The following is a 20,788-nucleotide window of genomic DNA, read 5'->3' on the forward strand; positions in this document are numbered from 1 at the left end:
CCGGGCGCGGCCGATGATTGCAGTCATATTGCCTGTGCGCAGCCTCCTCGCCGCGATTTTCGTGATGATGGCTGGTGCCGGCTTTCTCTCGACGTTGATTGGTCTGCGGCTCGAACGAGGAGGAAGCGGCACCATGGTCATCGGCCTCGTCGCTGCATCCTATTTTGCCGGACTCGTCGCTGGCGCCCTGCGAGCGGGCAAGGTGGTTCGCAGCGTCGGTCATATCCGGGCCTTTGCCGCCTTCGTGGCGCTGCTGTCGGCGAGCACGCTCACTTATGCCCTGTTTCAGCATCCCGCGCTGTGGGCCGCGCTGCGCCTGGTCGACGGTATGTGCGTCGCCGGCGTTTTCATCTGCGTCGAAAGCTGGCTCAACGAACGCGCTGACGCTGCGGCACGCGGGACAATTCTCGCCTGGTACATGGTCGCGCTCTATTCGGGGCAGGCGCTCGGCCAGCTCATCTTGCGCTCGGGAACGAGCGCGCCGCAGATACCCTTCGAGCTTGCCTCGATCCTGATTTCGCTCGCGATCATCCCGGTCTGCCTGACGCGGGCCGCCGCGCCGCCGCTCGAGGATGCGGCCTCCCTGCCGCTAAAGCGTCTGTTTGAAGCCTCACCGCTCGGCGTCGCCGGTGCCGGCATCACCGGGCTGCTGCTCGGCGCCTTCTACGGTCTCGCCGCCATCTACGCGCGCCGGATCGGTCTCAGCCTCAGCGACACCGCTACCTTCATGACAACGGTGATCCTTGGCGGGGTTGCGCTGCAATGGCCATTGGGGCGCCTGTCCGATCGCTATGACCGCAGGCAGGTTATCATCGGCGGCTTCGCCCTGACCCTCGTCGTCAGCATTGCGCTCGCCTTGGAGCCAGATGGCGCGTTGCTGCTTGCGCTAGGATTTGCCTTCGGCGGGCTCAGCTTCGCACTTTATCCGCTCAGCGTGGCGCACGCCAATGATCGACTGGCTCCCTCCGAGCGGGTAACGGCGAGCGCGCAGCTCGTCCTTATCTATTCTGTTGGTGCAGCGCTCGGCCCGGTCGGCGCCGCGGCGGTCATGACAGGCGCGGGCGCGGGCGGCCTTTTCATCTTCATCGCTCTCGCAGCGGGCGTCCTGCTCGGCTTTGGCCTCTGGCGCCTCGTGGCGAGCGAGGCGGTACCGGGCGAGGCGCAGCAGGACTTCCAGATCCTGCCGCGCACCACGCCAACCGCGGCGCTCCTCGATCCGGCAGCACCCCCCCACGATACCAACAGGTGACGACATGACCACGCAAACGGCCTTGCCTTCCGATACCGCACCGGCCTGCGTAGCTGCGCCCGATCCTTCGACACTGCGACGCGCGATAACGGCATCGGCGCTGGGCAACGCGACCGAATGGTTCGACTACGGCATCTACGCCTATGGGGTGACCTATATCTCGGCCGCGCTCTTTCCAGGCGACACCGACGAAGCGGTGCTCTTCGCACTCGCGACCTTTGCCATATCCTTTCTGGTCCGGCCCCTGGGCGGCCTCTTCTGGGGACCGCTCGGCGATCGCATCGGCCGCAAGTCGGTGCTCGCGCTGACCATATTGCTGATGGCGGGCGCGACTTTCGGGGTCGGCTTGATCCCCTCCTATGACCGTATCGGCTTCTGGGCGCCGACCTTGCTGATCCTGCTGCGCATGGTGCAGGGATTTTCCACGGGCGGCGAATATGGCGGTGCGGCAACCTTCATGGCCGAATATGCGCCCGATGAGCGCCGCGGCTTCTTTGGAAGCTTCCTCGAAGTCGGGACGCTCGCCGGCTTTTCGCTGGGCGCGGCGCTCATGCTGCTCTTTTCGCTGACCCTTGGCGAGACGGCGATGCACGAGTGGGGCTGGCGAATTCCCTTTCTGATCGCCGCGCCGATGGGGCTCATCGGCACCTATTTGCGCTCGCGCATGGACGACACGCCGATCTTCCTCGAAGAATGCGTCGTCGCCGAGGCGCAGCGTTCGCCCGGCATCGGCGCACTGATCCGCGATCATTGGCGTCCTCTCCTCGTTGTCGGCGGGCTGGTCGTCGCGCTCAATGTCGTCAACTATACGCTGCTCAGCTATATGCCGACCTATCTGCAGCGCCGTATCGGCTTGTCAGCCGACCAGGCGCTGATTGTGCCCATTATCGGCATGGTCTTCATGATGTGCTTCCTGCCTGTTGCCGGCGCGCTTTCCGATCGTATCGGACGGCGCCCCATGTGGCGCATTTCGCTGCTCGGACTCCTGGCAGGGGTCGTGCCCCTCTACATGCTAATGGGCACGGGGCTCGCGGGCGCTATCGTTGCTTTCGTCTTGCTGGGCCTTCTCTACGTGCCGCAACTTGCGACCATCTCGGCAAATTTCCCGGCGCTGTTCCCGACTCCGGTACGCTTTGCCGGCTTTGCAATTGCCTATAATGTCTCGACGTCGATTTTCGGCGGGACCGCGCCGGCCATTGGCAGCGCGATGATCAACTGGACCGGCGACCAGCTCATGCCGGCCTATTATATGATGATCGCCTGCCTTATCGGCCTCGTCGCGCTGCACTATATGCCCGAGACCGCCGGGAAGTCGCTACGCGAAGACCCCTTTGCCCCGAGATCCGCTCGCTGAGCGAGATCACCCCTGATGCCGACAATTGGAGAAGAGGCCCGCACGCGCGGGTTTGACACCATGCAGCAAATGACGAACGAAAGCCTTTCCGCCTTCCGCAACATTCCCCTTCTTGTCGGTCTGCCGCCGTGGGCGGAGACCCTCGCCGCCGCGTTGCTTCTCGCCGGCATCGCGTGGCTCGCCAATTTCGCGGTCAAGCACGGGCTCCTTCGGTTTGCCCTTCGCCTGCTGCCCCATGACGGCCCCACGCCGGCGCCGATTGCAGCGCGCCTTGCCAATATCGTTCCGGCGCTGATCGTCGCGTCGGGGATCGGCGCCGTGCCGCACCTGCCTGCCGCGGTGACGACGCTCGTCAGCAATGTCGTTTCGGCTTCGATCATTCTCTTTGTCGCGATGGCGATAAGCGAGACCCTTCGCTTCGCAAATCGCATCTATGAGCGTCGTCCGGATGCGGCGAGCCGGCCGATCAAGGGCTATATCCAGGTTCTGCAGATCCTGCTTTATGCGGGCGCGGCGATCTTGATCATCGCAGCGTTGATGGACGAGTCGCCCTTGCTGCTTTTGTCGGGCCTTGGCGCAATGGCAGCGGTGCTGATGCTTGTGTTCAAGGACACGATTCTTTCGCTTGTCGCCTCGGTTCAGCTGACTTCGAACGACATGCTGCGTGTCGGCGACTGGATCGAAATGCCCCAGATGGGGGCTGACGGCGACGTCATCGACATCGCGCTGCACACCGTCAAGGTGCAGAACTGGGACAAGACCATCACGACTATTCCAACCCACCGCCTGATCGCCGAAAGCTTCCGGAACTGGCGCGGCATGTCGGAATCAGGCGGTCGCCGGATCAAGCGCGCGGTGTTTCTCGATCAAAGCTGCATTCGCTTTCTGTCCGGCGACGAACGCCGCGAGCTGGGCCGGATCGCTCTCATTCGCGAGCATCTTGACCGCAAACGCAATGAGCTCGGTGAGTGGAATACGCGCCTTGGCGAGGCGGGCCGCGAGCCGGTCAATGCGCGCCGGCTCACGAACATCGGCCTCTTTCGGGCCTATGTCCTCAACTATCTGCGTGCCGACGCCCGCATCGCCAAGGACATGACGCTGATCGCGCGCCAGCTTGCGCCGACGCCGCAAGGTCTGCCGCTTGAGATATACTGCTTTACCGCGACGACAGCGTGGGTCGATTATGAGGATATTCAGGCCGACATTTTCGACCATCTCCTCGCGATCCTGCCGGAGTTTCACCTTCGCGTCTTTCAGGAGCCGAGCGGCATAGACCTGCAGCGGCTAGCGGGCTGACCCGGCGACCTCTTTTATTGGCGGCCTTGTTCCTGGCCAAAGGGAAAAGGCCGGAGCGACGGGAAGTTCGCTCCGGCCTTCGAACGCGGGCCTCCTCCGACTGGTCAGGTCAGAAGGCAAAGCTCGCGGTCACACGCGCCCCGTGCGTGCGGCGGTCCGACGCCAGCGTGCCGCTGTAGGCGGCGCCGATCCGGAAGGGGCCGCTCGTGTAATCGAAGCCTGCTTCGATCTCGGCCGAGTTCTTCGGGATCAGCGTGCCGGTCAGCACGAAGGGCGAGCCGCCACCGCTCGCAAACGCCGCCCCCACCGGCGCTCCACGGTCACCCGAGGCGCGATTCCAGGCAGCCGAAACATAGGGCTGGAAACCTGGCTGTCCGATATTGAAGCGGGCGCGCGCACCAAGGCTGAGGAAAGTGGTTTCCTGCTTGGCTCCCGCGATCGCGAGCGCCGCGTTGCCGCCGGCTTCGGCGAAGGCATCGCTCTTGGTGCGAACATGGGCAAGCCGGGCAAAGGGCGTCAACGCCGCCTTGCCCATGGCGAAGTCATAGCCCGCCTCGCCGAAGATCTGGAGGGTGTTCGCGTCGCGCGCCGACTTCAGCGACTGTGCAAGCGGCGCAAAGACCACCGAGCGCGTCGTGTCGACGTCGTGCCAGCCATAGGCAAGGCCGAAAGCACCGCGCAAGCCCTCTCCCGTTCCATAAGCGAGGTGCGCTGCCAGATATTTGCTGTCGGCCTTGGCCCGGTCATTCCGCCCGTCGGCGCGGAAGTCCGAATTGCCGATCCCGGCCGAGAGCGCGGCGGCAAATCCGTTGCCCCCGTAGCCGAAGCCTGCAACGAGCCCCTTATGGTCGGTCTTGACGCCGCGGCCGCCGGCCTGCGCGTCGAAGTCGCCCCAGCCACCGAACGCCGAGCCCCAAATGAAGGCGCCGCCTTCCTGTGGCGCTTCCATGCCGAGCAGCGCGCTGCGCAGGTGGCGGCTGTCATCGGTAAGACCGCTCAGGGTGTTCGCGAGAATCTCGCCCGACAGCTCGCCATAGGCGGCTTGAGCGCCTGACGCATTCTGGACCAGCAGCGTCTCGAATAGCGGATCGTCGATTCCGCGCGCCTGGATTGCGGCCGCGACCCCCGCCTGGTTGGCCCCGACCGCGACATCGGCAAAGTCGATATCATTGCGATAGAGCGAGAGCGTCACGACGCCCTGACCATAGCGCAGCAGCGGATCAAGGAAGGCGAGGTCGCTCGTCACCGACCCGAAGGTTCCGGTGATGCCATCCGCGCCCGTCAGGATGATGTAATCGGTTCGCGGATTATAGTTGCCATCCTCTGCCAGCACCGACACGCTCGCCGTGCTCGCGATGGTGACCGCGCCCGTCGCGTCGACCCGGTCCGCCTCGCCCGCGGCGTTGACCTCGACTTCGAAGACCGACCCGGGGGCGAAAGCCAGGTCGCCCGCGACAGTCAGGCGACCGATCGAATTGCCGGGCGCAATGGTGCCCCCGCCCGCAACGCTGGTCGAACCGACGATGCCATTGCCGCCGAGCGTGCCGCCGTCGCCGACTGTCACCGGCGACGAAGCAATCGAGCCGTTGACCGAGAGAGTACCCCCGTTGATCGAGGTCGGGCCCGTATAGTCGCTGTTGCCGGTGAGGTTGAGGTTGCCGGCGCCCTCCTTGGTGAAGCCGCCGGTGCCCGAGATCGTCCCGGCAAAGGCGCTATCCTCGTCCTGGTCGACGGTGAGATCATTCTCGCCCATCTGAACCGTTGCGCCCTCTCCGCCCGACAGGCCGCCGATCGTCTGATCGTTCCCCGAGATGTCGAGCGTACCCCCGCCGAGATCGAAGACCGTTTCAGGATCGATCAGGCCCCCGATGCGAACCGAGCCCGCGAGGATGTTGGTGATGCCATCGAAATTATAGTCGCCGCTGAAGGTCAGGACGCCGGCTCCCATCTTGTCGAGGACACCGCTGCCCGAAAAGGCGCCGAGGAAATCATAATCGTCCGAGCGGTTGAAAATGAAACGCCCGTCGTTGACGATATCGCCCGCGAACTGGCCTTCGGTTCCGCCCGCGCCGAGCTGGAAGCTGCCGTCCCCCGACGTGGTCACGTCACCGAGGAGACTCCCGGTGAGCACGAGGCCGCCGTTGGAAATCAGCGTGCCGCCCGTGTGAGCGACCGTGTCGGTGTCGACGGTGAAGACCGCCTCGCCGATCAGTTCGATCGTGCCCGTGCCGGTGATCGACAGCTCGTCGAGCTGTGACACCACGTCATTCTCGCTGAAGTTGAGCACGAGCCGGCCGTTGGTCGTCACCGCCGAAGTCAGGATCGGGGAGGACAGCCCTTCGCCCTCACCGAGATCGGCCTCGTTGACCTGGAGCGCGGCAGCCTCGGCGATCGTGACCTGGTCGAATTCGCCGACCACGCCCGCGGTCGTCCAATAGCCTGCCGCAACCTCGAGCGTTTCAAAGCCCGTCGCGGCGCCGAGTTGCTGCGCCTCGGTGAGCTCGAGAATATCGCCATCGAGCGTGAGGCTGTCCGCACCTGCGCCTGCATCGATCGCGCCGCTGATCGCGCTGCCGCTTTGAAGCGTGACGGCATCGTCGAAGGCACTCAGTTGAACGGCAACGCCGTTCGCGCCGCTGATCGTGCCGCTGTTGGTCAGCGTTATCGCACCGAGCGATGTGAAAGCGACGCCGGTCTCGCTGAGGATTGTACCGCTGTTGCTCGCCGTCGCGCTGTCGACGTCGATCAGCACGCCGCCGCTGATCGTGCCCGTGTTGACCAGTTCGCCCGCCTTGCCGCTGCTGTTCTGGCGGCCGATGACGACGCCGGTCTCGCTGCCCGAGATTGTTCCGGCGTTGGTGACCGAGGCACCGCTGACCGCCAGCACGCCGTAGCGCGCGCCGGCGATCGTCCCGCCGGCCTCGTTGACGACGCTGCCGAGCATCGATTGGCCGCTGGTATCCTGGCCGGCGAATGCCTGGATCGTCACGCCGTCGGTGAGGGCACCCGCGACGCCTTCGATGATCCCGCTGTTGACGATCGAGCCACCCCCGAACAGGCGGATGCCGTCGTTGGTGTCGCCGCGGATGATTCCGCTGTTGGCGATTTCAGTGCCGGTTGCGCGCGCTTCGATCTGGCCCGTTTCGTCGTTAAAGTAGAGCTGGGTCACGATGCCGTAGCCAGCGCCCGAAATGGTGCCGCTATTTTCAACCGCCCCGCCCGCCGACTGGATCATGACGCCGGCATCGGCCGGTGCCTCGCTGCCCTCGTAGGTGCCGTTGCCGCGGATCGTGCCGGCGTTGGACAGCGCGAGGCTTCCCTCGCCGCTCGCAAAGACGCCATGGGTGCCGCCCTCGATCGAGCCGCCCGCGGCGTTCGTGATTGTCACATCCCCGAGCGTCCCGTGGAACACGCCCGCGCTCGCGGCGCTGCTGATCGTGCCGCTGTTGTCGAGCGTCGCGCTTGCAAGGTCGCTGCCGAAGCCGACCCCGTAGCCGTTGATCCCGTCATCGCGGCCGCCCGTGATGCTGCCGGAATTGACGATGTTCGCGGTCAGCCCACTGCGCTCGCCGCTGTCGAGCGCCGTGCCCTGGATGAAGATGCCGCCGTCGCCGCCCGCGATGCTTCCCGCATTGTCGACGTCGCCGCCGCCCGACAATATGATGCCGAAGCGATCCCCCTCGATCGTGCCTCCCGCCTCGTTGGTGACGAGCGCACTGTACGCTTCGCTCGCCTGGCCTTCAAAGGCGTACATGGAGATGCCGTCCGCGTCGGCACGCCCGGTGCCGCTGATGGCCCCGCTGTTCGTCACGGTGCCGCCGCCGATCAGGCGAACGCCGTCATTGCTCTCGCCGCTGATCGTCCCGCTGTTGTCGACGGCGGTGCCGACCGCTTGGCCGACCAATGCGCCAATCTCCGCGTCGAACACATAGGCGGTCGTGATCCCGGCGCCGCCGCCCGAGATGGTGCCGCTGTTGGTCACGCTCGACGACGCCGTGCCGATGGTAATGCCCGCGTCGGGCGGGGCATCAAACCCGTCGTAGGCGCCTTCGCCCCGGATCGTACCGGCATTGATGACATCGAGCGTTCCGGTCCCATTCGAATAGATGCCCGATGTCGCACCGGTAATCGTGCCCGCCGCGGCGTTCGTTACCGTCACCACGGCGCGCGATCCGTGCGCCACGCCGGCGCCAAAGTCGCTGCTGATCGACCCGCTGTTATCGAGGGTCGCACTCGACATGTCGCTGCCGAAGCCGACCCCATAGCCGTCGCCATCGGTGCCGCCGAGATCACCCGTGCCGCGAATGCTGCCCGAATTGACGAGGGCGGCGGTCGCGCCGCTGCGGTCGCCGCTGTTGAGCGCAGTGCCCTGGACATAGACGCCGCCGGCAACGCCGGTGATGGCGCCGGCATTGTCGACGTCGCCGCCCCCCGACAATATGATGCCGAAGCGATCGCCTTCGATCGTGCCATCCGCCGCGTTGGTGACGAGCGCGCTGTAATCTTCAGCCGCCTGATCGTCATAGGCATACATCGAAATGCCGTCGGCGTCAGCGCGGCCCGTACCGGAGATCGTGCCGCTGTTGGTCACGCTGCCGCCGCCGATCAGGCGAACGCCGTCGTTGCTTTCGCCCGCGATGGTCCCGCTGTTGTCAACCGTCGTGCCCGCTGCTCGTCCTTCAACGAGGCCGGTTGCAGGGTTGAAGTAATAAGCGGTCGTCACGCCCGCGCCGGCGCCCGAGATGAGGCCGCTGTTGACGATCGTCGAGGGCGCGCCGAGGATCGTGACCCCGGCGTCGGGGGGCGCATCGAAACCGTCATAGGCGCCTTCGCCCCGGATCGTGCCCGCGTTAACGAGATCGATCCCGCCTTCATCGTCATAGACGCCGCTAGTCGCCCCGACGATCGTCGCGCCCGCTTCGTTGGTGATCGATGCGCGGCCGAACGAGCCATTTGCGACCCCATGAGCCGCATTGCCGGTGATGGTCCCGCTATTCACAAGTTCCGACGAGGCAAGCACATTGGCAAAAGTCAGGCCGCTTCCCCCAGAAATGGTGCCCGCATTGGTCACCGATGCCGTCTTGTTGCCAGCTGGGTCGTTGCCTTGCACCCAGAGACCGCCGGCGCCGCCGGTCAGCACCCCTTCATTGTCGACGAGGCCGCCGTCGAACAGGATTGCGCCATAGCGCACGCCGCTGATCGTGCCCCCTTGCGCGTTGGTGATCGTCCCGATCGCGGTGACGTCCGAGAGATTCTGGTCGTCATAAGCATAGACCGACACGCCGTCGGCGTCGGCGCGTCCGGCGCCCATGATGGTCCCGCTGTTGGTCACGCTACCGCCGCCGATCAGGCGAACGCCGTCATTGCTCTCGCCCGCAATCGTGCCGCTGTTCGCCACGGCGACCCCAACCGCGCGCCCCTCGAGAATTTGTGTCTGCGAATCATAGAAATAGGCGGTCGAAATTCCGTGCCCCGCACCCGTGATCGTGCCGCTGTTGGTGATGGTGGCGGGTCCTGCGTCGAGCGTGATGCCGCCCTCGGGCAACACATCGAGCCCATCGGCGCTGCCGTTGCCCCGGATCGTGCCCGCATTGGTGATGGTGGTTTGGCTGGCTCGCGAATAAACGCCGATGCGATCGCCTTCGATTGTTTCATCCGCCGGATTGTCGACCGAAGCCGGCCCGCCGGCGGGGACGAAGCGGCCCAGTTCCGCTGCGCCCGCGGGAGCCGCCAGCACGACGCCCGCCGTAACCAGCGCGGTCGTTGCACACAGCGCCGCACGATTCAAAGTCCGCCTCTTCACAATCTCATCCCCTTTTTTACGTAACGCCCACGAGCAATGGCGAAAGCGCCGTCAGCGCCGCGCCCGGCACCGGCACGACGGCCGAATTTTCCGGAACGAGCGCTCATTGCCCCTTGGGGCGAGGAAAAGCATTGGAGCTGACCGCGGCCTATCCCCATTTGTAGGGTATGAGGGTGGTGACCGGCCGGGCGTGTGCCGCTATCATATTGTGCGATGGGGATAATCGATTCGGACGAAGTCGCGGCGGGACAGCCGGTGGACTATGCAGAGCAATGGCTGGCGGTCCCGGAAATGCTGCTCGATCAGGTGCGCCGGAACCCCGATGCGGTAGAGGAACATTTTCACGCACTCGACGCTGCTCACGGATATCGTGCCCGTTCGGTTGTGAATATCGATGCGCTCGCCCTTCTCGTCGTCGATCCGGCAGAACGGCAGTTCGCCTATGTCTCCGACACCTCGCCTGCCGATGCTCATGATCTTATCGACTGGGATATGGCGGAAGCGACGCTGCACGGGCGAACGATGCAGCTTGCGCAACCGGACGAACAAGGCGCGCATCCTCTTTTGGCCTATGTCCCGGCGCGCGAAGCTTTAAACTGGGATCTTCCAGATGAAGTGAAGGGGCGTCTGGCCGAGGCGCTCCGACGGCGCGTGCTCGTCGTCACCACCTCGGCCGTGCCCCAAAAACCACTGCGGCGCGCCTGCGCCGCCTTCGGGATGACCGGCCTTGAAGCCCGCGTGGTCGAGGCAACGCTCCGATCGGGCAGCATCCGCTCCGGCGCCGCGGCCGCCAAGCTGAGCTATGCGACCGCGCGCGAGGCAATGTCGTCTGCGCTTGCGAAAGTCGGCGTCGCACGAATGCCGGGACTGCTGCATCGCCTGTCGTTGCTGTCGCTTGGTATCTTTCCCAACCGCGAAGAAGCCGTTGAATTGCTCACCGACCGCTGGGGCCTCAAGCCGCGCCAGGCACAGATCGCTATGCTGCTCGCGCAAGGCCTGACGCGGGGGGAGACGGCGCAATCGCTCGGCCTCTCGGAGGCCACGGTCAAGAAGCAGGCCGATATCGTCTTCCAAACCTTCGGCGTCTCGGGCGCCCCGGCCCTCGCCCGCTCCTTGAGCGCCGTCACGGCCATGCAGGCGCTGGCTGATGCGAGCCACGACCGGGTTGGCTGGATGAGCGGCGCGGCCGAGCCGCTGCGCTTTATCGATCGCCCGGGCGGCGGCCGGATCGCCATCTCCGATTACGGTCCTGCTGGCGGTCGCCCCGTGGTCATCGTGCACAGCAGCATGACGACCCGCCACCCGCCCCGACGGCTGGTCGCCGAACTCATGCGGCGCGGATACCGGGTCCTGGCCATCGACCGGCCAGGCTTTGGATTGACCGACATGGAGCGAGGATGCGCCGAGAGCGACCCGTCGGATCCGTTCGAGCCCGCTGCGCACGACATGCGGATCGTACTCGACCAGCTCCGGATCGATCGCGTAGCCATTGTGGCGCGTGGCGGCGCGCAGGTTGTCGCTGCCTTCGCCGGTCTCTACCCCGACCGCTGCGGCGCTGTCGTCCTCGTCAATCCCGATCCCCCCGCGACGCGCGACAAACGTCGCTGGGGCGTGCTCGGTTCGTTCAAGGAAGCCTATTATCAGCGGCCCGATCTCATCTTGCCCGCCGCCCGGCTCATTACCCGGGCAATGACGCGAAGCTTCCTTGCCAAAGCGCTCCGCAAATCCATGCGCGGAAGTCCGCCCGACGAGGCGCTGGTCGCGGACGAACATATCGTCGACGATTATTACCGCGCGATTCGCATGTTCACCACCGGCCGCCTGGCGGGATATGTACGCGAGCAAGCCGCTCTGGCCCAGGGGATCGGCGGCCATTACGCGATCGACGGCCGCGGATGGTCGGTGCTGCTGGGCGCACATGACACCTTGTCCGAACCCGGTACCGCGCTCGCCTATTGGCGCGAACGCATCCCCGCCGCCGCCTTCGAGGTTCTTGAAAACCACGGGCGCCTCATGGCCTACGCTGCCCCTGAACTGATATCGGACCGCCTTGACGCCATGGCCGGCGCGGTCAAACGCCCCGCATGAGCGAGGGTATGAAAGATGCGAGTTCGCTGGCGAGATAGCCGATCGGCCCCATCGTTTCCCCAAGGCGTCGTCCCGCCTCGCCATGGAGCCATATGCCCCAGGCGGACGCTTGAAGCGGAGACAATCCCTGGGCGCCGAGACCGCCTATCAGGCCTGCCAACACATCGCCCGAACCGCTGACAGCAAGGCCCGATCCGCCTCCGGCATAGGAAAGGCAGATATCGTCCGCCATCAAATAGCTTGTGGCACCCTTGACCATGACCGCTGCGCCAAAACGGTCTTGGGCCCGGGCAAGAGCGGCGAGCGGATTACGCGATACTTCCTCCTTCTCGGCACGCAGCAGAGCCGCAAGCTCGCCTTCGTGCGGTGTGAGCACAATCTGGTCGCCGCGCGCGGCGATCGCAGCGGAATGATCGGCAGCGACACGCAGCGCGGCAGCGTCGAGCAGCAGAAGGAGCTGCTTGGGGAGCCTCGGCAAAAGCGCCCCCAAGAGCGCGCGAGCGGTCTCCTCGTCGCCCATTGCTGGACCGATAACGATGGCGTCGAAATGGCCGATCTCGTCCACCAGCAGATCGGCGCTCTCGGGCGCAATCTCCCCGCTCTCGGTCTCGGGAAGCGCGAGGATCGCGCAGGCGGGAGCCGCGATACCCGCCGGAATCGCGGCCGACGCGATGGTCGCGATGGTGACTTTGCCCGCGCCGGCCCGAAACGCCGCCTCGGCGGTCAGGAGCGTTCCTCCGGGCACCCGGCGGCAGCCGCCGATCAGAAGCATGCGCCCGCGGCCGTTCTTGTCGATATTGCCGCGATGATCGGGAAGCGGGTTTGCTTTCAGCCACCCCGAATCGAGCGCGACCGTATCAGCCACGCGCGGCAACCATCGCATCGGGCTCGCGGGTTACCGGCACTTTGCGCTTGATGGGAGCCGTCACATTATAGCGCGCAAGCACAAGGGCGCCGTCACGGCCCGCATCGGGGTCGAGACGATATTCGGTTATCGCGCAATTGGCGACATCCCCCTCGCTGTCGATCGCGAGAATTTCCGCCTCCGACAGATTTTCGATGATTGTGCGCAGGCAAAGCACCACCACCTGGTGCGCGACGATCATCACGCGGCGTCCCCCATAATGGAGCGAGACAGTGTCGAGGAGCGAACGAAGCCGCAAGATAACGTCGCACCAGCTCTCGCCTCCGGGGGGGCGGTGATAGAATTTCCCAAGGAGGCTGCGAAATCCAGCCTGCTCGGGGTGCGCTGCTGCAATTCCAAGGCTGGTGAGACCATCGAGGATGCCGAACTCCTTTTCGCGCAGTCGCTCGTCGATGCAGATTTTTTCTTGCGCCTCGCAGCCGCCCGCCGCGCGAAATATCTCGGCAGTCTGGACCGCCCGGACATAGGGTGAGGCAAGCATGACCTCGGGCCGCGCGCCGGCCTCGCCGGCTGCGAACCATTCACCGAGCGCGCGCGCCTGCTCTCTCCCCAGGGCGGAGAGCGGCACATCGACATCGCGGTGGTCGAGCTTGATGCGCTCGGCGCCCGACGCGTGCGCGGCATCGCGCGCCACATTGCCCGCGCTTTGCCCGTGGCGCACAACCCAAAGCGTCGAAGGCCAGCGCGGCGTCACCGGAAATTCTCTTTCATGACAATTCCAACGCGGCGAGGCCGAAGCGGTTGCGGCGCCATCGGCATCGAAAGCTGGCGCGCTCAGACCTGCTCCATCTGCTGCACGGCCCGGACGGTTCCGCGAGCCATGCCGGGCTTCAGCACGATCTTGGTGTAGAGATTTTGCTCATCGTGCCAGCGCCGGTACATGTCGGCGGCATCCTCGAGCGATGCGTGGTGCGAAATCAGCGAGACCGTATCGAACTTGCCCTCGCGGATCATGCGCAAGAGCTCACCGGTGTAGCGCTGGACATGCGTCTGCCCGCTTTTCACCGTCAGCCCCTTCTCCATCAGCTGGCCGAGCGGAAACTTGTCAGCGAACCCGCCATAGACGCCGGGGATCGACAGGCGGCCGCCCTTGCGGCAGGCAAGGATCGCCTGGCGCAGCGCATGAGGGCGTTCGGTCGCAAGGTAGAATTTCGCTTTCACCTGATCGACGACATTGTCGAGCGTGAAGCCGTGGCTTTCCATGCCGACGCAATCAATGCAGGCATCAGGCCCGATGCCCCCCGTCATCTCGTCGAGCGCCTCGCGAACGTCGACCTCGCGATAGTCGAGCACCTCGGCTCCATATTTGCGCGCGAGCGCAAGACGCGTCGGGAAATGGTCTATCGCAATCACCCTCGCCGCGCCGAGAAGCAGCGCCGACTGGATGGTGAAGAGGCCGACGGGGCCGCAGCCCCAGATCGCGACAGTGTCGCCGGGCTCGATGTCGGCGTTCAGGGCTGCCTGCCAGCCGGTGGGAAGAATGTCGGAGAGGAAGAGGACATCATCGTCGGCGAGATCCTCGGGAATAACGACGGGCCCCACGTCCGAATAGGGAATGCGTACATATTCCGCCTGGCCGCCTGCATAACCGCCGGTGAGATGCGCGTAGCCAAAGGCTGCGCCCATCGCGTGCCCCATCATCACGTCCGAGGCATCCCGCGTTTCGGAAGGATTGGCATTGTCGCATGCGCTATAGAGCTGGCGTTCGCAAAAGAAGCATTGCCCGCAGCTGATCGTAAAGGGGACTACGACACGCTGGCCTATTTCAAGGGTCGATGCAGCGCCCGTGTCGACGACTTCGCCCATGAATTCATGCCCGAGGACATCGCCGGCGCGCATTCCGGGGATATATCGGTCGTAAAGATGAAGATCCGAGCCGCAGATGGCGGTCGAGGTGACGCGCAGAATTGCATCGCGCGGGTTGACGATCTCGGGATCGGGAACGGTTTCGACGCTGACCTTGTGGCGACCCTGCCAGGTGACGGCTCGCATGATGAGCTCCTCAGATATGGGACTTTGCGGGATGTTCGGAGGCGCGTGCCGATGGGCCGGCGTTGGTGGTCACCTCGCCGGTTTCCATCAGCTGCTTGAAGCGATGAAGATCGCGCCGCGCCTGCACTTCGGGCTCGCGCTGGACCAATTTGGCGCCCAGTCGTCCCAGTGCGCGCCCCGGGGGCTCATAGGCGAGGATGAGATGGACGTAGGTCCCCCGGCCGCCAGGGGCATCGTCGAAGCGTACCTCGCCGCTGTTTGCGATATCGCTTTCGGGTTCACTCTGCCAGCTGATCGCCTCGCCGGCTATGACGCGGGTGATGCGGTTGACGAGCGTCACCTTCCGCCCCGCGGGCGCCTTTACCGTCCAGCGCGATACGCCCTCGCCGAGCGGCTCAACCGTCACGACATTCTCCATGAACTCAGGGAAGCGCTCGACAGTCCACGCGGCGAAGAGCGCCTCTTTCGGCCGGTTGATCAGAAGCGATTTTCCGAACAGCGCGCGCGAGCCTTGCTTTTCCAGTGTCCAATGGGGCGCGTCGGAAATGGAAGCTGCCCTCTTCTTGCGCTTGCTGCGCTGCAAAGCTGCAAATCCAATGCCCGCCGCAGCAAGGCCAAGCCCCGCTACGGCCGTGTAAAGCGGCCGCTTGTCGCCGCGCTGTTCGCCTGGCATCGACTTATCTCCTCGCTTCTTTTGCCCACCCGGCGAGAGAAGGACCCGCGCGGCGTGCCGGGGCGCCCCGCGGCACGCACGCCAGCCCATCCTTGGGCGGCGGGACAATAATCCAAATCTGTGCCCTATTGACGCTGACCCGGCTTTCGCCACGCCAACGAGAAGCCGACTGCGATTGTTCCCACCATGAGCGCATACGCCCCGCCATTTCTGCCAATTCTTGATCTGCTTTAAGATCAGGCGTTTGCGACGGGTTTTCGCAAAGCTTGCCGCGAGTTTGATCTTGGCCTGCGACCGTTGGCTGCGCAGCCATCTTCGAGGGGCAATTGGAACCAGTGGGCCCGCCGCTGCGCTTGAAGGAGAGCCGAAAAGGCTCGCTTCCCAGGGAGTCTTTGTCCCTGCGTTGAAAGGATATGATGATGGAATGGATGATCATGGCCGTGCTTGGACCGATCCTCCTTGGTCTCGGGCTGCTTTGGGCCATCGCGAACAATCGGCGCTCGCGCGCCCAAAAGCAGCTGACGGAAGAAGCCACCCGGCAGCGACGCGCCGAAGAACATGCCGCGGCAAAGGCGCGCGAAGCAGGCGTAGAGTAGCGGGCGGGGGAAGTGTTCCGCTATCTGCGCCGCCAGATAATGCATCCTGAGGGGTTTTCCCGGCGCCGGCGCGGTGGCCCATCGTGACTCGCAAGGGCGCCGCAGGAGCAGGTTCGATGCTCGAGCCGCAATCCGCTATCGGCGATGATGAGCTCGAAACCGGTCTTCGCCGCCTTATTATCGAAGCGCTTTTCTCGAACGCCACGGCTGCACTCACAACCGGGGTCGTCTTGACGGCCTTCGCGCTCCATCTGGGTGCAAATAACGCAACAATCGGACTTCTCGCCGCCCTGCCGTTCCTCGCCCAGCTCGCGCAAGTGCCAGCCATCGCGCTTGTGGAGCGTATCCGGCAGCGAAAGCGCATTGCGGTTCTCTCGAGCGTTGCTGGCCGGTCGATGCTCGCGGTGATGGCATTTGCTCCATTCGCAGGAGCCCTCGCGCTTCCGGTCCTTGTCGCCGCGACGCTCATTCTGTGTTTCTTCGGCGCCATCGGTGGCTGCGCGTGGAACAGCTGGATGCGGGATCTGGCGCCTGAGGACCGCATCGGGCGGATATTCGCCCGGCGCACCATTTACGCAACGCTGACTACGCTCCTTGCCGGACTGGGCGCTGCCGTTGCCCTCGAGTGGACGCCCGAACGAAGCGCCATGCGCGACTTTGCCTTTGCCGGGCTTTACGTGCTGGGCTGCGCCGCGGGCCTTTTCAGCGCGTGGATCGTCGCGCGCATGCCCGAACCGCGCATGCCCGATATCGCAAGCGCCGGGCGGGGGCTTGCCGAGGAACTCATCGCGGCTGCTAGGTGATGGCAATTTCATGCAGCTCATCCTTTTTCTCGGGACATGGCAATTCGCCATCAACTTCGCGACGCCCTCCTTCACCGTCTATCTCGTGCGCCAGCTCGGCTACGACATGACGGTAGTCATGTCGCTGTCGATCGCGAGCCAGGTTGCGAACGCCATCACCCTTCGCAACTGGGGCGCTGCTGCCGATCGCTTTGCCAACAAGTCGGTCCTGCTCGTCGCGGCGCCGCTCTATATTATGTGCATCGCTGCGATGATCGGTGGCTCGCAAATTGCCGACGAGCGGTTACGGCTGGCATGGCTTGCCGGCCTCCACCTCTTGATGGGCGCTGCGGTCGCCGGCGTGACTCTCGCGACCGCGAATATCGCGCTCAAGCTGTCACCGCGGGGCGAAGCAGCCTCCTATCTGGCCGCGAGTGCGGTGGTGACAGCGCTGGCAGCAGGATCGGCTCCGATCCTGGGCGGCATGGTCGCCGACTTTTTCGCGGCGCGCGAGCTTGAACTGGTCGGGCGCTGGACCAACCCCGAAGGCGTCTATACCTATCTTTCGCTCGCGCTAAGCAATTGGGACTTTTACTTCTTACTGTCGGCCCTTTTCGGCCTCTACGCGCTGCACCGCCTCGGTTTCGTGCGCGAGGAAGGTGAGGTCGGGCGCGAAGAGATCGTGCGTCACATGCTTCGCGAAACGCGCGGGACGATTCACAATTTCTCGACCGTCACCGGCCTCAAGGCGCTCACCGCTGTTCCTTCAAGCCTGGTGCGCGAACTGCGTGTGCGGCGCCGCTACAGTCGGCTGCAGGCTGCGCGAAGCAGCGCGGACGCGCCGAACTGATTGACCCATCCCAATGTTTCCGCCCTCCTGCGCTGAGCGGTCCTGAGACATGGCGTCGGGCCGGGACCTCGCCGATGCGACACAAAGAAGCCGCCGGCGCAGACAATCCGGCGCGTACGGGTCCTGCGAGAGGATTCGAGCTTCTGTCATGGCGACCGGCGCAACTTCGTTGCCCCGGGATGCGTCTCTTGAACGTCATGCAAGGAGATGGACAATGAACAGGCCTGATAGCCGCGACGACGGCACGCAAAGCGGCCCTGGCGAACAAATCCGCCCTAGAGAAAAGCCACCGGTCAGCCATGTTGCCGATAGGGTATCGGTCAACGACGCGCGGCCGACCGCGAAGGATCGAGCGGCGCACAGCCGGCCAGCTTCGCCGGAAGGGGGCAAGAAATGACAAGATTTCGCAAGACCGGTCACGTGCCGACCGAAAAGAGCACAAATCCGAACATCTCAACGGAGAACCAGCCCGAGGGGGCCGCGAGGCGACCGAGCGATACGCTCGATCGCGAACCTGCACGCGATCCCGAAAGCGGCGGGAGCATTCCGGCAGATTATAACCCTGAGAGCGGAACGCGCGTCGGCGAAGAAGATGATACACGCGCCGGGCGCAAGCGGGAGGGGCAGCCGCGGTAACGACGCGGTCGCATCCTCACGCCTGATTATAACCCGAGTTAGGATTCAAGAATCTTGTCCGCGGCGTTTTCCGCTTCACCGACCGGAGCCTGTTGGTCCGTGACCCGCACCATGTTAGACTTGGGCAAATATAATGGAGTCGCAAGCCATGGGCATGAGGGCCGACCGTGACCTTTGGGGCCAGGCGCTCGCCATCGAATCTCGATATGGGGATGGCGGGCCGAGCATCATCGGACGCAAGATCGACGCGTGTCGCCGCGCGGGCGCATTTTCCGAGGCTGAGTTCTTGAGTGACGTTGCCGCGTGCCTCACCCAATTGCACACGATCCGCGGCCCCAGCGCGGAGAATGCGCGCGCTCCGTCAGCGTCGCGGCGCGATCCCATGCGCCCGTCCGCCTGGAGCAAGAACGGCATCAGCGCTCGCTGAGCAGACTGCGTCATGAACGCGTCGCTTGGGTCGAGTGCAGCGATGTGGCGCGCCAATTCGAGACGGGCGGCGCTCTTCGGCACGATGGGCTCCACGCCTGCCAGTCTCCATCCCAGCGGTATCGCGCAATCGCTCTCGTTGGGCGCCTATCCTCCGAAGGGTCAAGCCTATTCCCCGCATCTTGAAAAGCCCGCGCTGATCAATGTGGGAATCAACATGCTGTCGAAACCTTTGACGCGAACCACTCGATAGAACCAACCTCGCCCAGGTGCGCCGCGCCGCCAGCGTCGTTCGCATCCGTCTTGGTTGCGGCCATATCGAGAGCGGCTTTGTCATGCCGCGCATCAATGCAGATCGCTGGCGGCCCCTCCCCCCTTGAGCGCATGGTAAAATCAAACCGACAAGGGGTCGGGTCTCGAATACCACGCGCTCGGCGTTCGGTGCGCGTTGCAGATCACTTCTGCGAGCAGCTTTGGGCCGGATGCACAGCTGCCGCGCAAGACGCGCTTGCCATCCTTATGAACCGATATCGAAGTGCCTTTTGAAGAAGGTCGGGTCCTATATACTGCGCCGCGGTTGTCCTCCTTTGATGCGGGGCCCGGTCAACCATCGTGAGCCCCTACTTCATCCTATCGGAGGGCAACCAACCTTCCAGCAATCTCGTGCTTCTGGCCAATGGCCGGCACTCGCGCGAGTACGTCATATTCGTGCATCGGCCATCCTGCGCAATATTGTTCAGGCTCCCGACGCCGCGGGAGCAAGATTCTGCTTGATTTCGCCTGGCCGCAATGTCCGGGCGAGATGAACGAACGAGCGACGCGCTATTATCTCAAGCATCGGCATTTGCGCATTCCACGGCTTTTCGAAGCCCGCGAACATCGTAAGCCCTTCCATCGATCCCGAAATGAACAGCGCCAATATCTCGCGCTCATCGTCGGGCAGGGCGGGGTTTATCTCGGCGATCAGCTCGTTGAGCGAAACGCGGGCGCGCTCGTAGAGTTCGTTCATCCGGTCGTGGACGAAGGGATCGTGGTTCGCCATCGCCCATAATTCCGGGAAGAAGCGTGTCGTCTTCTTGGTCGTGATGTCTTCGAGGATCAGCATCACCAGATTCTCGAGCCGCGCCTCCGCGCTGGCGCCGGGCTCGTGGATGATCTCGTCGAACGACTCCTCATAGCTCGAGATCACCGCGTTTAGCAATTCGCGGATCAACTCCTCCTTCGAGCGGAAATAATAGTTGAGGTTGCCCACATTCATGCCCGATTCGGCGGCGATCCGGCGGAGCGTCAGCGCGGCCGAACCCTGGTTCACCAACAGCGACAATGCGGCGCGCTCGATCCGTCCCAACAGGGCTTCAACCGCACGCGCGCCGCGGTCAGTGTCGGCCATCGCGAAAGGCGTCTCGTCATCGAGAGCGCGGTTCTTGCGGTTCAGCCATAGCTGCGCCTTGTCGGAATTACCGAACATTTCCTCGGCCGCGGCAACGATGCCGACCACGCGCAGCAGTCGATCGGACTCATCCTGTGCCAGTGGCTGCGCAGTCTGCTTGCGCCGCTTGAAGGTGCGAAGGCTGATGACCTTGGGGTCAAGCAGATTGAACGGAAGCCCGGCTGCCTTCAAAAAATGCTCGACCGCCTGGGTTGGTACGCCACGACGTACCAGGCGCACGATATCTCGTTCGTTGTGCAGCGGTCACGTCACCGCCTCGCCGCCAAGCAACTCCTGAATTCGTGCAACCGCCATCATCTCACACCTCACAATATGCCGATCCATTATCGGCACATTGTAGATAAAGGTTAGCGGCGGGTGATCGGCAAGCCGCCAAATGCGGCCTTCTATCCGCAAGCTCTCTGCATTACCTGGCGGATCGCGGTCTGACAGCTTTCAGGCGTGAATTCACACAGAGCAGACCTTTGCGGCAAGACGGTCTCCTGCGACCGGATAATACCAAATCCCGTTGAGGCTGACTCACGGAGTGGATTCCCAAGCGGCTGATTTTCTGATTCACCATCGCGAACAGTTGGAGGCACGTGATGGCGGGAGCGATTGGCGTTCGAGGGGACTATTCTGCGACGGATTTGCGTAGGTTGGCGCGACGTTGCAGTGACGGGGAGCAG

Annotated in this window: 16 protein-coding genes and 1 pseudogene; 10 read left to right on the forward strand and 7 right to left on the reverse strand. The window is 64.3% G+C overall.

The annotated features are described in order from the left end of the window. Positions 1-13: 13 nt before the first annotated feature. The 3 genes from B5X69_RS13200 (at position 14) to B5X69_RS13210 (ending at position 3,899) form a co-directional block, all read left to right on the forward strand. Positions 14-1,249: an MFS transporter gene (locus B5X69_RS13200; protein WP_079639174.1), complete on the forward strand. Its 1,236-nt coding sequence runs from the start codon at positions 14-16 to the stop codon at positions 1,247-1,249. A gap of 4 nt (positions 1,250-1,253) precedes the next feature. Next, the gene (locus tag B5X69_RS13205) at positions 1,254-2,603 is read left to right on the forward strand and encodes an MFS transporter (RefSeq protein WP_079639175.1); all 1,350 of its coding nucleotides are present in this window, start codon (positions 1,254-1,256) and stop codon (positions 2,601-2,603) included. Between the two features lie 69 nt (positions 2,604-2,672). After that, positions 2,673-3,899 carry a mechanosensitive ion channel family protein gene (locus B5X69_RS13210; protein ID WP_079639194.1) on the forward strand — a complete coding sequence of 409 codons (1,227 nt, stop codon included), beginning with the start codon at positions 2,673-2,675 and terminating at the stop codon, positions 3,897-3,899. A 109-nt stretch (positions 3,900-4,008) separates the two neighbouring features. Here the strand turns inward: B5X69_RS13210 and B5X69_RS13215 are convergent, their stop codons facing one another. Then, entirely contained in the window at positions 4,009-9,702 is a 5,694-nt protein-coding gene (locus B5X69_RS13215; protein ID WP_139375786.1) for an autotransporter domain-containing protein, read from the reverse strand. A gap of 213 nt (positions 9,703-9,915) precedes the next feature. On the opposite strand from B5X69_RS13215, the gene B5X69_RS13220 reads away from it, so the two are divergent. After that, entirely contained in the window at positions 9,916-11,790 is a 1,875-nt protein-coding gene (locus B5X69_RS13220; RefSeq protein ID WP_079639177.1) for a bifunctional helix-turn-helix transcriptional regulator/alpha/beta hydrolase, read from the forward strand. Here B5X69_RS13220 and B5X69_RS13225 read toward each other — a convergent pair. From B5X69_RS13225 to B5X69_RS13240, 4 genes are all read right to left on the reverse strand, one after another. Next, positions 11,774-12,655 (reverse strand): NAD(P)H-hydrate dehydratase, encoded by an 882-nt coding sequence (locus B5X69_RS13225; RefSeq protein WP_245798733.1) that lies wholly within the window; start codon positions 12,653-12,655, stop codon positions 11,774-11,776. The two genes, B5X69_RS13220 and B5X69_RS13225, sit on opposite strands and share 17 nt — an antisense overlap. After that, positions 12,648-13,409: a histidine phosphatase family protein gene (locus tag B5X69_RS13230; RefSeq protein WP_079639179.1), complete on the reverse strand. Its 762-nt coding sequence runs from the start codon at positions 13,407-13,409 to the stop codon at positions 12,648-12,650. Before B5X69_RS13230 ends, B5X69_RS13225 begins: the two co-directional genes overlap by 8 nt. A gap of 80 nt (positions 13,410-13,489) precedes the next feature. Continuing rightward, on the reverse strand, positions 13,490-14,707 hold the full coding sequence (locus tag B5X69_RS13235; protein WP_079639180.1) for a zinc-dependent alcohol dehydrogenase: 1,218 nt from the start codon (positions 14,705-14,707) through the stop codon (positions 13,490-13,492). A 10-nt stretch (positions 14,708-14,717) separates the two neighbouring features. After that, on the reverse strand, positions 14,718-15,380 hold the full coding sequence (locus B5X69_RS13240; protein ID WP_079639181.1) for an SRPBCC family protein: 663 nt from the start codon (positions 15,378-15,380) through the stop codon (positions 14,718-14,720). A 419-nt stretch (positions 15,381-15,799) separates the two neighbouring features. Between B5X69_RS13240 and B5X69_RS21515 the strand changes: the two genes are divergently transcribed. The 6 genes from B5X69_RS21515 (at position 15,800) to B5X69_RS21520 (ending at position 18,671) form a co-directional block, all read left to right on the forward strand. After that, complete coding sequence (locus B5X69_RS21515; protein ID WP_176141598.1) at positions 15,800-15,976, forward strand: hypothetical protein; 177 nt, start codon at positions 15,800-15,802, stop codon at positions 15,974-15,976. Between the two features lie 116 nt (positions 15,977-16,092). Next, positions 16,093-16,779 carry an MFS transporter gene (locus tag B5X69_RS13250; RefSeq protein ID WP_079639183.1) on the forward strand — a complete coding sequence of 229 codons (687 nt, stop codon included), beginning with the start codon at positions 16,093-16,095 and terminating at the stop codon, positions 16,777-16,779. A 10-nt stretch (positions 16,780-16,789) separates the two neighbouring features. Further along, the gene (locus tag B5X69_RS13255) at positions 16,790-17,608 is read left to right on the forward strand and encodes an MFS transporter (RefSeq protein ID WP_079639184.1); all 819 of its coding nucleotides are present in this window, start codon (positions 16,790-16,792) and stop codon (positions 17,606-17,608) included. Between the two features lie 214 nt (positions 17,609-17,822). Continuing rightward, positions 17,823-18,005: a hypothetical protein gene (locus B5X69_RS21000; RefSeq protein WP_139375787.1), complete on the forward strand. Its 183-nt coding sequence runs from the start codon at positions 17,823-17,825 to the stop codon at positions 18,003-18,005. Next, on the forward strand, positions 18,002-18,244 hold the full coding sequence (locus tag B5X69_RS13260) for a hypothetical protein (protein WP_079639185.1): 243 nt from the start codon (positions 18,002-18,004) through the stop codon (positions 18,242-18,244). The genes B5X69_RS21000 and B5X69_RS13260 overlap by 4 nt, the downstream gene beginning before the upstream one ends. Before the next feature lie 148 nt (positions 18,245-18,392). Next, on the forward strand, positions 18,393-18,671 hold the full coding sequence (locus tag B5X69_RS21520) for a hypothetical protein (RefSeq protein WP_176141599.1): 279 nt from the start codon (positions 18,393-18,395) through the stop codon (positions 18,669-18,671). 191 nt (positions 18,672-18,862) lie between these two features. Here B5X69_RS21520 and B5X69_RS21985 read toward each other — a convergent pair. Next, positions 18,863-19,201: pseudogene (locus tag B5X69_RS21985) on the reverse strand (IS110 family transposase); the annotation flags it as partial. A 205-nt stretch (positions 19,202-19,406) separates the two neighbouring features. After that, on the reverse strand, positions 19,407-20,339 hold the full coding sequence (gene parS, locus B5X69_RS13270; RefSeq protein WP_139375788.1) for a type II RES/Xre toxin-antitoxin system antitoxin: 933 nt from the start codon (positions 20,337-20,339) through the stop codon (positions 19,407-19,409). Positions 20,340-20,788 lie beyond the last annotated feature (449 nt).

It is taken from the genome of Sphingopyxis flava, assembly GCF_900168005.1.
Lineage (GTDB): Bacteria > Pseudomonadota > Alphaproteobacteria > Sphingomonadales > Sphingomonadaceae > Sphingopyxis > Sphingopyxis flava.

Bases quoted from the DNA above. Each gene is read 5' to 3' on its own strand.
- B5X69_RS13240 (WP_079639181.1), bottom strand. From the start codon at position 15,380: ATGCCAGGCGAACAGCGCGGCGACAAGCGGCCGCTTTACACGGCCGTA.
- B5X69_RS21520 (WP_176141599.1), top strand. From the start codon at position 18,393: ATGGGCATGAGGGCCGACCGTGACCTTTGGGGCCAGGCGCTCGCCATC.
- B5X69_RS13210 (WP_079639194.1), top strand. From the start codon at position 2,673: ATGACGAACGAAAGCCTTTCCGCCTTCCGCAACATTCCCCTTCTTGTC.
- B5X69_RS13205 (WP_079639175.1), top strand. From the start codon at position 1,254: ATGACCACGCAAACGGCCTTGCCTTCCGATACCGCACCGGCCTGCGTA.
- B5X69_RS13235 (WP_079639180.1), bottom strand. From the start codon at position 14,707: ATGCGAGCCGTCACCTGGCAGGGTCGCCACAAGGTCAGCGTCGAAACC.
- B5X69_RS13250 (WP_079639183.1), top strand. From the start codon at position 16,093: ATGCTCGAGCCGCAATCCGCTATCGGCGATGATGAGCTCGAAACCGGT.
- B5X69_RS21000 (WP_139375787.1), top strand. From the start codon at position 17,823: ATGAACAGGCCTGATAGCCGCGACGACGGCACGCAAAGCGGCCCTGGC.
- B5X69_RS21515 (WP_176141598.1), top strand. From the start codon at position 15,800: ATGGAATGGATGATCATGGCCGTGCTTGGACCGATCCTCCTTGGTCTC.
- B5X69_RS13255 (WP_079639184.1), top strand. From the start codon at position 16,790: ATGCAGCTCATCCTTTTTCTCGGGACATGGCAATTCGCCATCAACTTC.
- B5X69_RS13200 (WP_079639174.1), top strand. From the start codon at position 14: ATGATTGCAGTCATATTGCCTGTGCGCAGCCTCCTCGCCGCGATTTTC.
- B5X69_RS13220 (WP_079639177.1), top strand. From the start codon at position 9,916: ATGGGGATAATCGATTCGGACGAAGTCGCGGCGGGACAGCCGGTGGAC.
- B5X69_RS13260 (WP_079639185.1), top strand. From the start codon at position 18,002: ATGACAAGATTTCGCAAGACCGGTCACGTGCCGACCGAAAAGAGCACA.